Genomic DNA, 14,853 nt, shown 5'->3' with positions numbered 1-14,853 from the left:
CGCAACGTCGCTGGCATCCGTGATGTGACCGAATCGCTGTCGAGCCAGGCGCAGGAGTCGGCGCAGGTCAGCCAGTCGCTGAACAAGCTGGCCAACCATCAGCAGGGGTTGATGGATCAATTCAGGGTTTGATGCTTGCTGTTGGTGCTCGGGCTTTTCCCTCTCCCCAGCCCTCTCCCTGAAGGGAGAGGGAGCCATTCGGCGTGATGCGACGAGCGTAGTCCGCCGGCAAGCGCAGTGCTATCAGAGCGCTCCGAACAGTCCCCTCTCCCTTCAGGGAGAGGGTTAGGGAGAGGGCAGCCCGCGTAGGGAACGCCCCGGTAGCACAACCGCTGTCCATTCCGCTCATCCAGATTGGCGGCTTTCGACATTGCCCGCGCCCCCGCGCGGCGGGAACATCAGGGGACTCCAACAAGAACAAACCGGGAGTCCCCAGTGATGCGTTCCCATACCGCCGCCACAGCCGAGTTCGACTACCGCACCACCGCCGATGCCGTCCTGGCCGGCAACCTCGATGCCCTCAATGCCTGTGTCGAATGCTGCGACCGCCACGCCATGCCTGGCCGCATCGCGCTGTTCTGGGAAGGCAAGGACGGCGACAGCGCTTCCTACACCTTCACCCAGCTCAAGGAACTCTCCGGCCGCTTCGCCAGCTTCCTGCACAGCCTCGGCGTGCGGCCTGGCGACGTGGTCTCCGGCATGCTGCCGCGCACCCCGGAACTGCTGATCGCCGTCCTCGGCACCTGGCGCCTGGGTGCGGTCTATCAACCGCTGTTCACCGCCTTCGGGCCGAAGGCCATCGAGCACCGAGTGAAGCTGGCCGGCAGCAAGGTGGTGGTGACCGACGGCGCCAACCGCGGCAAGCTCGACGAGGTGCCCGACGCGCCCATGCGGGTGACTGTCGGCGGGCCGAAGGGGCAGGGCATCCGCCATGGCGACTACAGCTTCTGGGCCGAACTGGAACGCCACTCCCCGGACTTCGAGCCGGTACTGCGCAGCGGCGAGGACACCTTCCTGCTGATGTTCACCTCCGGCACCACCGGGCTGGCCAAGCCGCTGGCCGTGCCGCTGAAGGCCATCGTCGCCTTCGTCGGCTACATGCGCGATGCCGTGGGGCTGCGCGAGGAGGACTCGTTCTGGAACCTCGCCGATCCGGGCTGGGCCTACGGGCTCTACTACGGCGTCACCGGGCCGCTGGCCATGGGGCATCCGATCACTTTCTACGAAGGCGCGTTCACGGTGGAGAGCACCTGCCGCATCGTGCACAAGTACGGCATCACCAACCTGGCCGGTTCGCCGACCGCGTACCGCCTGCTGATCGCGGCTGGCGAGGCAGTGTCCAAACCGCTCAGGGGTCGCCTGCGTGCGGTGAGCAGTGCCGGTGAGCCGTTGACTCCGGAAGTCATCCGCTGGTTCGCCAGCGAGCTGGGTGTGACCATCCACGACCACTACGGCCAGACCGAGCTGGGCATGGTGCTGGCCAACCACCACGAGCTGCAGCACCCGGTGCACCTGGGCGCCGCCGGCTTTTCCATTCCCGGCCACCGCGTGGTGGTGCTGGACGAGCAGGGCAACGAACTGCCCGCCGGCCAGCCGGGCATCCTCGCCATGGATCGCAAGCGTTCGCCGATGATGTGGTTTGCCGGCTACCAGGGCATGGAGACCAAGTCCTTCGTCGGCGACTACTACCTGAGCGGCGATACCGTGGAGTTGAACGCCGACGGCAGCATCAGCTTCGTCGGCCGCGCTGACGACCTGATCACCACCTCCGGCTACCGCGTCGGCCCGTTCGACGTGGAGAGCGCGCTGATAGAACACCCGGCGGTGATCGAGGCGGCGGTGATCGGCAAGCCGGACCCGGAGCGCACCGAGTTGGTGAAGGCCTTCGTGGTGCTCTGCTCGTCCTACCGACCGGGCGCGGAGCTGGCCGAGGAACTACAACAGTACGTGCGCAAGCGACTGTCGGCGCACAGCTACCCGCGGGAAGTGGAGTTCGTCGACGAACTGCCCAAGACCCCCAGCGGCAAGATCCAGCGCTTCCTCCTGCGCAACCAGGAGATCGCCAAGCAACGCGAAGCGGCCGAGAAAGCGGCGGCTCACTAAGTCCAGCGGAGAGACTCCATGCAGATCCAGAACAAGGTATTCCTCATCACCGGTGGCGGTTCCGGCCTCGGCGCGGCCACTGCGAAGCTGCTGGTGAGCGCCGGCGCCAAGGTAGTACTGGCCGACATCAATGCCGAAGCCGGCGCGGCCCAGGCGGCCGAACTGGGCGAGGCCAACGCGCGTTTCATCCGCACCGACGTATGCAGCGAGGCGGACGGCAAAGCCGCCGTGCAACTCGCCCTGGATGCTTTCGGCGCTCTGCATGGCCTGGCCAACTGCGCGGGCGTCGCGCCCGCCGAGAAAGTCCTCGGCCGCAACGGCGTGCTCGGGCTGGAGAGCTTCGCCCGTACCATCAACATCAACCTGATCGGCACCTTCAACATGCTGCGCCTGGCCGCCGAAGCCATGGCGAAGAATGAGCCGGACGCCGGCGGCGAACGCGGCATCATCATCAATACCGCCTCGGTTGCCGCCTTCGACGGGCAGATCGGCCAGGCCGCGTACTCCGCCTCCAAGAGCGCGGTGGTCGGCATGACCCTGCCCATCGCCCGCGAACTGGCGCGCTCGGGCATCCGCGTGATGACCATCGCCCCCGGCATCTTCGAGACGCCGATGATGGCCGCCATGCCCCAGGAAGTGCGCGACTCCCTCGGCGCCAGCGTGCCGTTCCCGCCGCGCCTGGGTCGCCCGGACGAATACGCCGCGCTGGCTCGCCACATCATCGAGAACAGCATGCTCAACGGCGAGGTGATCCGCCTCGACGGCGCCATCCGCATGGCCGCGAAGTAAGCAGGAGAATTGCCATGAACGATCCCATCGTCATCGTCAGCGCCACCCGTACTCCCATGGGCGGCTTCCTCGGCGACTTCAAGGACGTCACCGCCGCCACCCTCGGCGCAGCCGCGATCCGCGCGGCCGTCGAGCGCGCCCGTCTGGGTGCGGAAGAAGTGGATGAAGCCGTGCTTGGTTGCGTACTCGCCGCCGGGCAGGGCCAGGCGCCCGCGCGCCAGGCGGTGCTCGGTGCTGGTCTGGCGCGAGGCACGCCGTGCTCCACGGTGAACAAGATGTGCGGCTCGGGCATGAAGGCCGCGATGATGGCCCACGACGCCATCCTCGCCGGCAGCGCCCGCGTCGCCCTGGCTGGCGGCATGGAGAGCATGTCCAACGCGCCGTACCTGCTGGAACGCGCCCGCAGCGGCTACCGCATGGGGCACGGCCGTGTGCTCGACCACATGTTCCTCGACGGCCTCGAAGACGCCTACGACAAGGGCCGCCTGATGGGCACCTTTGCCGAGGACTGCGCCGAGAAGTACGGCTTCACCCGCGAGCAGCAGGATGACTACGCGATTACCTCGCTGACCCGCGCGCAGAAGGCCATGAGCGAAGGCCGCTTCGCCGACGAGATCGTCCCGGTGACGGCCAAGGCCGGCAAGGAACTGCGCTCCATCAGCGAAGACGAGCAGCCGCCGAAGGCGAAGCCGGACAAGATCCCGACCCTGAAGCCGGCGTTCCGCGAAGGCGGCACCGTGACGGCGGCCAACGCCAGCTCCATCTCCGACGGCGCCGCCGCGCTGGTGCTGATGCGCCTGTCCGAAGCAGAGAAGCGCGGCCTCACGCCGCTGGCGGCGATCCGTGGCCATTCGTCCTTCGCCGATGCACCGAACCTGTTCCCGACCGCCCCGGTGGGCGCAGTTGAGCGCCTGATGCAACGCACCGGCTGGGCAATCGGCGACGTCGATCTGTTCGAGGTCAACGAAGCCTTCGCCGTGGTCGCCATGGCCGCCATGCGCGACCTGGATATCCCCCACGACAAGCTCAACATTCACGGCGGCGCCTGTGCCCTCGGCCACCCGATTGGCGCGTCCGGCGCGCGGGTCATCGTGACCCTGCTGTCGGCACTCAAACAGTACGACCTCAAGCGCGGCGTGGCCTCGGTGTGCATCGGTGGCGGCGAAGCCACGGCCATCGCGGTCGAGCGCCTGGCCTAAGGAGCGAATCATGATTCCCAGCGAAGAAGACCTCCAGATTCGCGACGTTGCCCGCCAGTTCGCCCAGGAGCGGCTGAAGCCCTTCGCCGCAGACTGGGACCGCGAGCACCGCTTCCCGGCCGAGGCCATCAAGGAAATGGCCGACCTCGGCTTCCTCGGCATGCTGGTGGCGGAGCAGTGGGGTGGCGCACAGACCGGGCACCTGGCCTACGCCATGGCGCTGGAAGAGATCGCTGCCGGCGATGGCGCCTGTTCGACCATCATGAGCGTGCACAACTCGGTGGGCTGCATGCCCATCGCCAAGTTCGGCAACGACGAGCAGAAGCGCCAGTTCCTGGTGCCTCTGGCCCGTGGCGAGATGATCGGCGCCTTCGCGCTGACCGAACCGCAGGCCGGCTCCGACGCCAGCTTCCTCAAGACCCGTGCGCGCCGCGACGGCGACCATTACGTGCTGAACGGCAGCAAGCAGTTCATCACTTCCGGCCAGCATGCCGGCCTGGTGATTGTCTTCGCGGTGACCGACGCCGCGGCCGGCAAGAAGGGTATCAGTGCTTTCATCGTGCCCACCGACACGCCCGGCTACCGCGTGGTGCGTGTCGAGGACAAGCTCGGCCAGCACGCCTCCGATACCTGCCAGATCGCCTTCGATGACGTGCGTATTCCGGCGAGCTATCGGTTGGGCGAGGAGGGGCAGGGCTACGCCATCGCCCTGGCGAACCTGGAAGGCGGGCGTATCGGCATTGCCTCGCAAGCCGTCGGCATGGCCCGCGCGGCGTTCGAATACGCCCGCGACTATGCCCACGAGCGTGAGACCTTCGGCAAGCCGATCATCCAGCACCAGGCCGTGGCTTTTCGTCTGAGCGACATGGCCACCGAGATCGCCGTGGCGCGGCAGATGGTCCATCACGCCGCCAGCCTGCGCGAAGCCGGCCTGCCGTGCCTGACCGAGGCCTCCATGGCCAAGCTGTTCGCCTCGGAAATGGCCGAACGCGTGTGCTCCGCAGCGATCCAGACGCTCGGTGGCTATGGCTATCTGCAGGACTACCCGGTGGAACGCATCTACCGCGACGTGCGCGTGTGCCAGATCTACGAAGGCACCAGCGACGTGCAGCGGCTGGTGATCGCACGGAGTCTGTAAGGGGTTCGCCGGCAGACCCCGGCCTGTTCGTTGGACAGGCACTTCGGCAGGGCGGGGTCTGCGGGTGGCTTGTCAGGCGGAACGGATTGTTTTTCGTAGGAGCGAGCTTGCTCGCGAACAATGCTCGCCGGCAATTCTGCGGCTGGGCGGTTCGCGAGCAAGCTCGCTCCTACCAGGTCGGCCGCATCACGCGATCCAATCTTAGGAAACGTAGGATGGCGTGGAGCGAAGCGATACCCATCAATGGGCATCGCCTGAAGCATCAGGCGCGCTCTGCCGCCTCGCGCGCTTCCCGCGCCGTCACCTGCTGGCACAGCTCGATGATCTGCTCGCGCATCCAACGGTTGGCGGGGTCCTGGTCGGTGCTTTCGTGCCAGTACAGGTGGGTTTCCAGCTTGGGCACGTCGTTCACCGGCAGATCGACGAAATGCAGGCCGTGATGGCGGGCGAAGCGCTCGGGCACGGTGACCACCATGTCGGTCTGCTGCACCACGGTGGAGGCCATCAGGTAGTGCTGCGAGCGCAGGGCGATCTTGCGTTGCAGGCCCATCTTGCCTAGCGACAGGTCGACGTATCCCAGGCCACTGCGGCGGCTGGAAATCTGGATATGCGCCACCGACAGGTATTCCTCCAGCGTCACCTTGTCCTTGGCCAGCGGGTGACCCTGGCGCATGGCGCAGACGTAGCGGTCTTCCATCAGCTTGACGTGGCGCACCTGCGGGTCGGTGTTCAGCGGCGCATCCACGGCGAAGTCCAGGCGGCCGGCGGCCAGTTCCTTGGTGGTCTCGCGGCGCTTGGAGAGGAAGCTTTCGATGTGCACGTTCGGCGCCAGACGGCGCAGGCGCTGGAACAGCGGCGGCAGGACGATGGCCTCGGTGAGGTCGGTCATGCTGATGCGGTAGGTCTTGCTCGCCTGGGTTGGCGTAAAGGTGCGGCTCTCCTGCACCGAGACCCGCAGCAGCTGCAGCGCGTTGCGCACCGGGCCGATGATGTTCTGCGCCATCGGCGTGGGCACCATGCCCTGGGCGGTGCGCACGAACAGCGGGTCGTTGAAGGTTTCACGCAGGCGGGCGAGGGCGTTGGAAACGGCGGGCTGGGTAATGCCGACAATCTGTCCGGCGCGGGTCAGATTGGCTTCGGTGTAGATCGCGTCGAAGACGATGAACAGGTTCAGATCGACCTTGCTGAGGTTCATTCCAGGGCTCCCGCTTGTCATTGTTTTGGCCCGATCATACCCGAACCTGCGCTCAGGTCCATACGGGTTATGAATGTTCATTGATTCGGATAATAGGCTGGGTAAATGCCCTTGGCTGTTCTAGCATCATCACCACACAAACAACCGCCGCCAGAAGGTTAGCCCCCATGGATTTCGCTTATTCCGCCAAGGTTCAGGACCTGCGTGAGCGCCTTACCGCGTTCATGGAAGCCAACGTCTATCCCGCCGAGAAGGTGTTCGAGGAGCAAGTGGCCCAGGGTGACCGCTGGCAGCCCACGCAAATCATGGAAGACCTCAAGGCCAAGGCCAAGGCCGAAGGCCTGTGGAACCTGTTCCTGCCCGAGTCGGAACTGGGCGCCGGCTTGACCAACATGGAATACGCGCCGCTGGCCGAGATCATGGGCCGCTCGCTGATCGGCTCCGAGCCGTTCAACTGCGCCGCACCCGATACCGGCAACATGGAAGTGCTGGTGCGCTATGGCAGCGAAGAGCACAAGCGCACCTGGCTGGAGCCGCTGCTGCGTGGCGAGATTCGCTCCGCCTTCGCCATGACCGAGCCGGGCGTGGCTTCGTCCGATGCGACCAACATGGAAGCCAACGCGGTGCGTGATGGTGACGAATGGGTCATCAACGGCCGCAAGTGGTGGACCTCCGGCGCCTGCGACCCGCGCTGCAAGATCATGATCTTCATGGGCCTGACCAACCCGGACGCGCCGCGCCACCAGCAGCACTCGATGATCCTGGTGCCCACCGACGCCCCCGGCGTGAAAATCCTTCGCCCGCTGCCGGTATTCGGCTACGACGACGCCCCGCACGGCCACGCCGAAGTGCTCTTCGAGAACGTTCGCGTGCCCTACGAGAACGTGCTGCTGGGTGAAGGCCGCGGCTTCGAGATCGCCCAGGGCCGCCTCGGCCCAGGCCGCATCCACCACTGCATGCGCTCCATCGGTATGGCCGAACGCGCGCTGGAACTGATGTGCAAGCGCTCCGTCAGCCGCACCGCCTTCGGCAAGCCGCTGGCGCGCCTGGGTGGCAACATCGACCACATCGCCAACTCGCGCATCGAGATCAACCAGGCACGCCTGCTGACCCTCAATGCCGCATACATGATGGACAAGGCCGGCAACAAGTTTGCCCAGAGCGAGATTGCCCAGATCAAGGTCGTGGCGCCCAACGTCGCCCTGCAGGTGATCGACCGCGCCATCCAGATGCACGGCGGCGCCGGTGTCTCCAACGATTTCCCGCTGGCCTACTGGTACGCCATGCAGCGCACCCTGCGCCTGGCCGACGGCCCGGACGAGGTGCACCGCGCAGCTATCGGCAAATACGAGATCGGCAAGTACGTGCCCAAGGACGCGCTGCGTAGCAGCCGCTGATCGCTAGTCCCCAATAAAAAGGCCCGCTGATGCGGGCCTTTTTATTGGGTGGGGAGTGGCTTTTTTCGTAGGAGCGAGCTTGCTCGCGAACAGTCGTTTCCAAAGAACAAAGCCAGCTTGCGCTGGCCTTGTTCATTCATGGCGTGGGAGAGGGCTCCGGTCCATCGGTCATGGACCGCTGCTCGATCAGCCACTCCCGTCGCGTGTGCAACTGGGCGGCGAAGGCACGCGCGGCAGCCTCATGGGGGAAACGCAGCGCGCGACGACCGAGTCGGACCTGCCAATAGGCCCGGCCGCGAAACTCAACGGCTTCGATCCTCACCTCCAGCGCTTGCATGGATCCTCTCCTGGCTGACGATTTCCAGCGGCTCCTCGCTGGTTCTGCGGGTCTTGAGCAAAGATAGCAGTATGCCACCCGTCAAAAGTCCGAAGGTTACGCCAAGGGACAGGGCCGCGGGAACCTTGCCGATGAATCCATGCAGGAAAATCTTCGTGCCGATGAACACCAGCACCAGCGCCAGGGCGTACTTCAGGTAGACGAAGCGGTGGATCATCGCCGCCAGCGAGAAGTACAGGGCGCGCAGGCCGAGGATGGCGAAGATGTTCGAGGTGTAGACGATGAATGGGTCCTGGGTGATGGCGAAGATCGCCGGCACGCTGTCCACGGCGAACACCAGGTCGGCCAGTTCGATCAGGATCAGCGCCAGGAACAGCGGAGTGGCGTAGCGCACCAGCTTGCCCGAGGCGTCCGGCTTCCTGACGAAGAAGTGGTGCTCGTGAAGGGTGTCGGTCATGCGGATGTGCCTGCGCAGGAACTTCAGCACCGGGTTGTTGGCCAGGTCCGGCTCGGCTTCATGCTTGGCCAGCAGCATCTTCACGCCGCTGAACAGCAGGAAGGCGCCGAACACGTACATGATCCATTCGAATTCCTTCACCAGCGCCGCGCCCAGGCCGATCATCAGCGCGCGCATCACGATGGCGCCGAGGATGCCCCAGAACAGGACCTGGTGCTGGTAGCGGCGGGGAATGCCGAAGAAGCCGAAGATCATCGCCATGACGAACACGTTGTCCATGGACAGCGACTGCTCGACGAGGAAACCGGTGTAGTACTCCACCGCGCTGGTGGCGCCGAACTCGTACCAGACCCAGCCACCGAAGGCCAGGCCGCAGGCGAAGTAGCCGGCGGAAAGCATCAGGCTCTCGCGCACGCCGATCTCATGGTGATCGCGTTGCAGGACGCCCAGGTCGAGTACGAGCAGAAGAATCACGATGGCCAGGAAGGCCAGCCAGAACCAGGTGGCGGTTCCGAGGAATGGTTCGGTCAAAAAGGCGTGCAGAGCTGTCATGTGGCCCCTCCCTTAGTGTCGTTGTCGAAAAGTGACTCCGACATGGCGGTTGGCAACCGTCAGAGGGGCCCGGCGTCACTGGCGGGAAAATAGCAGAGCGGATGGCCCAGGCAAGCGATGGAACGTAACAAGTTCCTACATCGTCGACGGAGATGCCGTTCCGACTCAGGGAAAGTCTAGTTCATGGACGAACCAGCGCCCGAGGCTACCTGAAAGTTTGTTGGGAATATTCCTACATTCCTCTCAGGGTTCGATGAGCGTGCAGGGGACAGAGGGGCCATAGCATGGCGCCACCCAATGGCCGAGCGCCTGTACTCGGCGTCCCAAGGCTCCTCTTTCCCCAAGGTGCAATCATGAAACTGAAAACCCTCGCCGCCGCATTGCTTATCGGCAGCAGCCTTGTCGGCTGCGAGTTTCCCGCACAACAGTCACAGGCCAAGGCGGCATCTCCGCTGAACTGGGTCAGTGTGCCTGCACTGCCCATTATCGAGGATGCGGTGATGTCCCTGGCTCCCACCTTTCAGGGCAAGCGTACCGAGCAGTTCATGCCGCAGATCTGCGGCATGGCCCGAGGCCAATTGTCCCAGGAGCAGGTCAACACCCAACTGACGCAGATGGGCATCGACGTCTCCCGTATTCCTCGGCAGAGCCAGGATGCGACGGCGCTGCTGGTCAATCGAGACCGCGCTGCCCAGGCCACAGCCTGCGCGGCCTACCAGGCAACCAGTGTGCTGATGGCCGTGGATGCCAGGGCGTTCCTCAAGCCAGCGCCAGCCACTGGGGAAAAGGCCGCCGAGAAGACCCCGGCCCAGCCGCAGCTGGATGAGCGGGCGCTGGCGAGCGTGCTGCCGATCAAGGTTGCTCAGGCGCGGGCGAACGCCGACATCTTCGCGCTCATTGCCGAGAACCTGCAGCGCACTCCGGGGCAGAGTCTGGCCGAGTACCGCGAGCGCGCGCGCGATCTGTTCAGCCGCCTGGCGCCGACCTACCTCGCCCGAGTGCCAGCGAAGCTGCCACCGGCCGACGCCAGTTACCAGATGGTCGGGCTTCAGAATGGCCGCCTGGATTTCACCAGCAACGCCGGCGTCCATTTCGACTACGCCGTCGACCAGGGCCTGGTCCTGACCCAGAACGGCGTGCTCTGGTACGGCAAAGGGCAATTGCTCGGCCGGGACTATCGCCTGCGCGCAGCCTACTTCCAACCTGAAGTTGCCCAGCTCCTGAGTGCGGCGAAGCAGTAAGCGGACAAGGAGAGCATCATCATGACGGTATTGACCCATAGCCCGGTACTGCTCGACCTCGCCGCTGCCGTGCAGCACGCGCGCGAACTGCAGGCGCAACCGGTGAGCTGCCAGCAAGCCTGGGCCCTGTTTGCCCGCATGCTGGAAGCATTCAACCTGCTGGCCGCCGACGAGGCCATGGAGGTATTGGACCAACTGGCAGGGGATGCCCATCTCCAACCCATCGCCCTGGGGCTGGCACGCCGCGCCACCGAACGCTTTCCCGAGCAGGCGCATGGCTGGTTCCACCTGGGCCGTAACCTGCTGGTGGGCAACGCGGAGTCAGCTGATGCCCATCCTGCCCTGGAGCGGGCGTGGGAATTGTCGCCACCGTCCAGGGCAGAGTTCGCCGTCTGCTTTTCCGCTGCCTGCCTCGCGGCCAGGCAATGGAGCGAAGCGGAGCGCATCTGCCGGCAGAGGCTCGAATGGCAACCCGCCTGCGCCGATGCCTATTCCAACCTGAGCATTGCCTTGCGCCGGCAGTATCAGCCCGAAGCGGCGGTGGAAGCGGCGCGCCAGGCCCTTGCGCTGGAGCCTGGCCACGAGCATGCGCCGAGCAACCTGGTACTGGCATTGGTCGATTGCTGCCGATTCCCCGAAGCGCTGCAAACGGCGCGTGAATTCCTTGCCCGCCGTCCCACCGACGACCGCCTGCGGCTGCCCATGGCAGAACTGGAACTGCGCCTGGGCGATTGGCAAGCCGGGTGGGCCGACATGGATGCGCGCTTTGCCGCCATTCCCCAACTGGGCGCCCAGCAGGAGGCGCGCGAGCGATTGCTCGGCGTACCGCGCTGGCGTGGTGAATCGCTGGCCGGCAAGACCCTGGGCATCTGGCTGGAGCAGGGCTACGGTGACGCCATCCTGCTCGTCCGCTTCCTGCCTCGCTTCGCACAGGTCGTGCGGGAGCAGGGCGGCAAGCTGGTGTTTGGCTGTTTCGGTCCCCTGGAGAAGCTGTTCCGCCCGCTCATTCCCGAGGATGTCGAGCTGAACGTGGATCACCTGCGGGCGACCGATTACCACCTGCCGCTGATGAGCGCCTGCGCGGACTTTGGCATTACCGAAGCCGACGTGTCCGGCAGTCCCTACCTGAAAGCCTCCCCCCAGGGCGTCAGCAAGTGGCGGCGTCGCCTCAAGCGAGACCCCCGACTGCACATCGCCCTTGCCTGGACCGGCAACCCGCAACAGGTGCGCAATGATGTTCGTTCGTTGGGCAGGTCAAGCCTGCTGGAGCTGCTCGCACAGGAGGGCGTGCTGTTCCACTCGGTAAACCCGGACATGGCTGAACTGGTCAGCGAGCTGGCGGCCAGCGGCCTGCCCATCGTCGACCAGAGCGCATCCCTGGGCAGCTTCGCCGACACCGCCGAGCTCCTCAAGGCGGTCGACGCCGTGGTCAGCACCTGCACCTCGACGGCGCACCTGGCCGCAGCGCTGGGAGCGCCAACCCTGTTGCTGCTGGACAAGGTCGGGTCCTACCTCTGGCGTTGCGATACACAGCGCAGCCCCTGGTACGACTCCGTGCGCATCCTTCGCCAGAACCAGTTGGGCGACTGGAGCCCGGTCATCCAGCAACTGCGGCGGCACCTGGTGAGCCAGGTCGATGCCAAGCATCGGCACCGCAGCTGACCGAGGCGGGGACGCGGTCTCTTCTGTTCACCGCTCGACGCGTCCATCCCATCCCGCACCCTGGGAGCGGACGCACCAAACCTCACGCCAGCCGCTTACCGGACTCGCCGCTCAATCGCAGGCTGAACCTGAATGATGGCGCCCAGGACTCGCCTGCGTGTCATCCGGCAAGCAGCGGCCACGAGTCACTGCTGCCCTTCATGGCGTGAAGGCCATCCACTCCACCACGAGACAACGTGTCATGAAGCAACCACTTTTTTCCGAACCCAACCCCATCCGTCTGTATCCCAGGGCCAAGCCACGTCGCTGGCTCCGTTGGCTGGGCTATGCCGTGGCCGTCGGGCTGTTCCTCCTCTACCTGTCCTCGGTCGCCTGGGCAGGCGATACCCCGCACCTGCGGCCGGATCAACTGCGCAGCGTCTTCACCCAGGCATTGGCGGATGACGGCGCCGGCGAACACCAGCGTGCGCGTGCCTGGTACGACGCCCTGCAGGGCACGGAACTGGCTGCCGAAAGTGCCGTGCCCTCGGCGGTCAACCTGGTTGCGCTCGGCCACTACAACGACGCCCGCAAGGCCTTCGGCGCCATCGCCAGCACCGGTAGCGCCCGTGACGCGGCTTACGCCCAACTGTCGCTGTTGGCACTTACGGCGAGGACCTGGACCGGTGATTCGGCTGACCTGCGCAAGCAACTGGCGACCCAGGCAGAAGGGCTGCGTGGCAACGACCTGCTGCACCAGCGCCTCTTCGACCTCTACGCCGGCAAGGCGAGCATCGAGCAGGCCATGGACGTCGCCCAGGCCATGGGTGGCAGCGAGTCGGCCCTGAATGACCGCCTCGCCGAAACGGGGTACTTTGCCGGCCTCTGGCAACAGTACGTACAGCGGGATTCGGCAGCCGCGCAGAGGCTCTACCAGCAGGCCCTTGCCCGCGCCGCCGCATCCATCGAACGCCCCCTCCTGGAACAGGCACTGGGCCGGCAGGATGGGGCCTTTCGCTGATCGTGGATGAGCCCGGAGGACATCGGCTCACCTTTCTTCCCAAGCGGCCGTTGTGGGGGCCGGCTCCCAATGGAAGCAACCAGGCCCGGCCCAGTAGCCGGGCTTTTTTATGCTCCGCCAGTGGCCTGGTCAGGGTGCCCATCGCTTGCGGAAACAGGGTGGTTGCCACCGATGTTCTGGTCCCGGCTCGCGCACAACGGAAGATGAAGACGACGGCGTTTCGCTGTTGACTCCGGTGCCTGACTTGTCAGACGTACCCCTAGGAAAAGCATGTCAGTCGCAGTCTGAGGAGTGGGGCAAATTCAACAAAAGCTGACCTGGGTGGCAGGAAATTCGACGGCCTCCTGGATCTGTGACGTTGGTGCCAGGTGACCTTGTGCGGCCCATTATCAGAAGTCTCCTACAGGGGTTAGTGGGAGTCCTGATTATCTGGAAATCGGCGTTTTTTTACCGTTGGCACATCGAAAAACCTGTGCTGACAACGCCATGAATGCTCTGCAAGACCTCTCGAAATCCCCGCAGGACGGCCTGTCCAGGTTGCCCCCTGACCACCTCGGTTTCGGCTTGGTCACTCGCGCCGCAGCTACGCCAACAAAGGCGTTCGTGCCGTCTGCACGCGTCGTCGGCTGTTCCCGTGCGCACTCCGTGCCGGCCTGGGACGTGGCGCACCCATCCCCCTTTTTCCAGCAGCCGGCGGGCGCTCGCTCCGCTGCGGCCAGCGCCGCGCTGCACACCGCATCCCGCTAACCACTCGGGTCATTCAACCGGCCCGTGTGGGCCGACAGGAGCTTTATCGTGAACAAGATTTATCGTCTCGTCTGGAGCGCGACCCTCAATGCCTGGGTGGTTGCGTGTGAGTTCGCAACAGCCAAGGGCAAGGGCAAGTCGGGCTCGCGTCGCCTCAAGGTGCTGTCGGGCAGTCTGACTGCTCTGGCGCTGGCGGGGGGGATAGCAGGAGAGGCACAGGCCTATTCGGCTGGCGGTGGCAATGATGGAGGCAATGCTGGTTCAACGGCTGTTGGATACGGCGCGAATGCAACCGGTGGTAACTCAACCAGCGTGGGGCTTAACTCCTCTGCTACGGGTACTTTCTCGAATGCATTCGGACCAGGAGCTCACGCATCGGGAGATGCTGCAGTTGCCATCGGTTATGAGGCAGCTGCTCCGGGGACAGATGCTATTGCTGTTGGCACATCGTCCATTGCTGGTTATCAAGCCGTTGCACTCGGCATTAAATCCTATGGTGCTGGCGCAGGAGACAATGCGTTCGGTGCCTATGCTTCGGCAACGGGCGGAAACTCAACGGCGATTGGTACGTGGTCAACCAGTACTGGCTACACGTCGATGGCATTAGGGCCCGGTGGCCTGGCAAGTGGTGAGTATTCATCGGCTGTTGGTGCAAACGCCGTCAGCACCAATTTCCGAACCGTGGCGGTCGGAACTAACGCCACTGCCTCCGGTAGCCAAGCGTTGTCCATGGGGACTCTGGCTGTCGCCTCAGGCGATAACGCGCTTGCGGCAGGTGCCAGCGCCAATGCTAGTGGCACGGGTAGCCTGGCCATGGGGGACAGCTCGCTAGCACAGGGCGGGAATGCCGTGGCCCTCGGTAGTTCGTCCAACGCGGTTAACGACAATGGCGTCGCTATTGGCGTCGGAGCCTTGAGTCAGGGTGTCGGCTCCACCTCCATCGGCGCTGGTGCTTCCGCAACACTCTCCAACGCTGTGGCCATCGGGCCTAATGCTAAGGCCAGTATCACCGGTGGTGTCGCTGTTGGCTCCGATG

At 65.0% G+C, this 14,853-nt stretch carries 11 protein-coding genes and 1 pseudogene; 10 read left to right on the top strand and 2 right to left on the bottom strand.

Annotated features, from left to right (window positions below; translation table 11 throughout):
* From FAS41_RS31220 to FAS41_RS23330, 5 genes are all read left to right on the top strand, one after another.
* The coding region (locus FAS41_RS31220) for a hypothetical protein (RefSeq protein ID WP_246084837.1) at positions 1-132 on the top strand (132 nt) is incomplete at its 5' end.
* A gap of 306 nt (positions 133-438) precedes the next feature.
* Positions 439-2,103, top strand: coding sequence for an acyl-CoA synthetase (locus FAS41_RS23345; protein WP_138525774.1), 1,665 nt, complete (start codon positions 439-441; stop codon positions 2,101-2,103).
* An 18-nt stretch (positions 2,104-2,121) separates the two neighbouring features.
* Positions 2,122-2,892, top strand: coding sequence for a 3-hydroxyacyl-CoA dehydrogenase (locus FAS41_RS23340; RefSeq protein ID WP_138525773.1), 771 nt, complete (start codon positions 2,122-2,124; stop codon positions 2,890-2,892).
* Positions 2,893-2,900: 8 nt separating this feature from the next.
* Positions 2,901-4,091, top strand: a complete 1,191-nt coding sequence (locus FAS41_RS23335) for an acetyl-CoA C-acyltransferase (protein ID WP_138525772.1) — start codon at positions 2,901-2,903, stop codon at positions 4,089-4,091.
* Positions 4,092-4,101: 10 nt separating this feature from the next.
* Positions 4,102-5,229, top strand: coding sequence for an acyl-CoA dehydrogenase family protein (locus FAS41_RS23330; RefSeq protein ID WP_138525771.1), 1,128 nt, complete (start codon positions 4,102-4,104; stop codon positions 5,227-5,229).
* 262 nt (positions 5,230-5,491) lie between these two features.
* On the opposite strand, the gene FAS41_RS23325 is transcribed toward FAS41_RS23330, so the two are convergent.
* Complete coding sequence (locus FAS41_RS23325) at positions 5,492-6,424, bottom strand: LysR family transcriptional regulator (RefSeq protein WP_017518016.1); 933 nt, start codon at positions 6,422-6,424, stop codon at positions 5,492-5,494.
* 167 nt (positions 6,425-6,591) lie between these two features.
* Here FAS41_RS23325 and FAS41_RS23320 point away from each other — a divergent pair, with 167 nt between their 5' ends.
* Complete coding sequence (locus FAS41_RS23320) at positions 6,592-7,821, top strand: acyl-CoA dehydrogenase (protein ID WP_138525770.1); 1,230 nt, start codon at positions 6,592-6,594, stop codon at positions 7,819-7,821.
* Positions 7,822-8,123: 302 nt separating this feature from the next.
* Here FAS41_RS23320 and FAS41_RS23310 read toward each other — a convergent pair whose 3' ends face one another.
* Positions 8,124-9,167, bottom strand: coding sequence for a TerC family protein (locus tag FAS41_RS23310; RefSeq protein WP_138525768.1), 1,044 nt, complete (start codon positions 9,165-9,167; stop codon positions 8,124-8,126).
* Between the two features lie 353 nt (positions 9,168-9,520).
* Between FAS41_RS23310 and FAS41_RS23305 the strand changes: the two genes are divergently transcribed.
* The 4 genes and pseudogenes from FAS41_RS23305 to FAS41_RS31525 form a co-directional block, all read left to right on the top strand.
* Positions 9,521-10,408, top strand: coding sequence for a hypothetical protein (locus FAS41_RS23305; protein WP_138525767.1), 888 nt, complete (start codon positions 9,521-9,523; stop codon positions 10,406-10,408).
* A gap of 21 nt (positions 10,409-10,429) precedes the next feature.
* Positions 10,430-12,070, top strand: a complete 1,641-nt coding sequence (locus tag FAS41_RS23300) for a tetratricopeptide repeat protein (protein ID WP_138525766.1) — start codon at positions 10,430-10,432, stop codon at positions 12,068-12,070.
* Between the two features lie 241 nt (positions 12,071-12,311).
* Positions 12,312-13,070 carry a hypothetical protein gene (locus FAS41_RS23295; RefSeq protein WP_138525765.1) on the top strand — a complete coding sequence of 253 codons (759 nt, stop codon included), beginning with the start codon at positions 12,312-12,314 and terminating at the stop codon, positions 13,068-13,070.
* Positions 13,071-13,841: 771 nt separating this feature from the next.
* Positions 13,842-14,849: pseudogene (locus tag FAS41_RS31525) on the top strand (ESPR-type extended signal peptide-containing protein); the annotation flags it as partial.
* Between the last annotated feature and the right edge of the window lie 4 nt (positions 14,850-14,853).

Origin of the sequence: Pseudomonas nicosulfuronedens, from assembly GCF_005877905.1 — a bacterium.
Classification (GTDB): domain Bacteria; phylum Pseudomonadota; class Gammaproteobacteria; order Pseudomonadales; family Pseudomonadaceae; genus Pseudomonas; species Pseudomonas nicosulfuronedens.
This window is presented reverse-complemented; position numbering and strand designations above follow the sequence as displayed.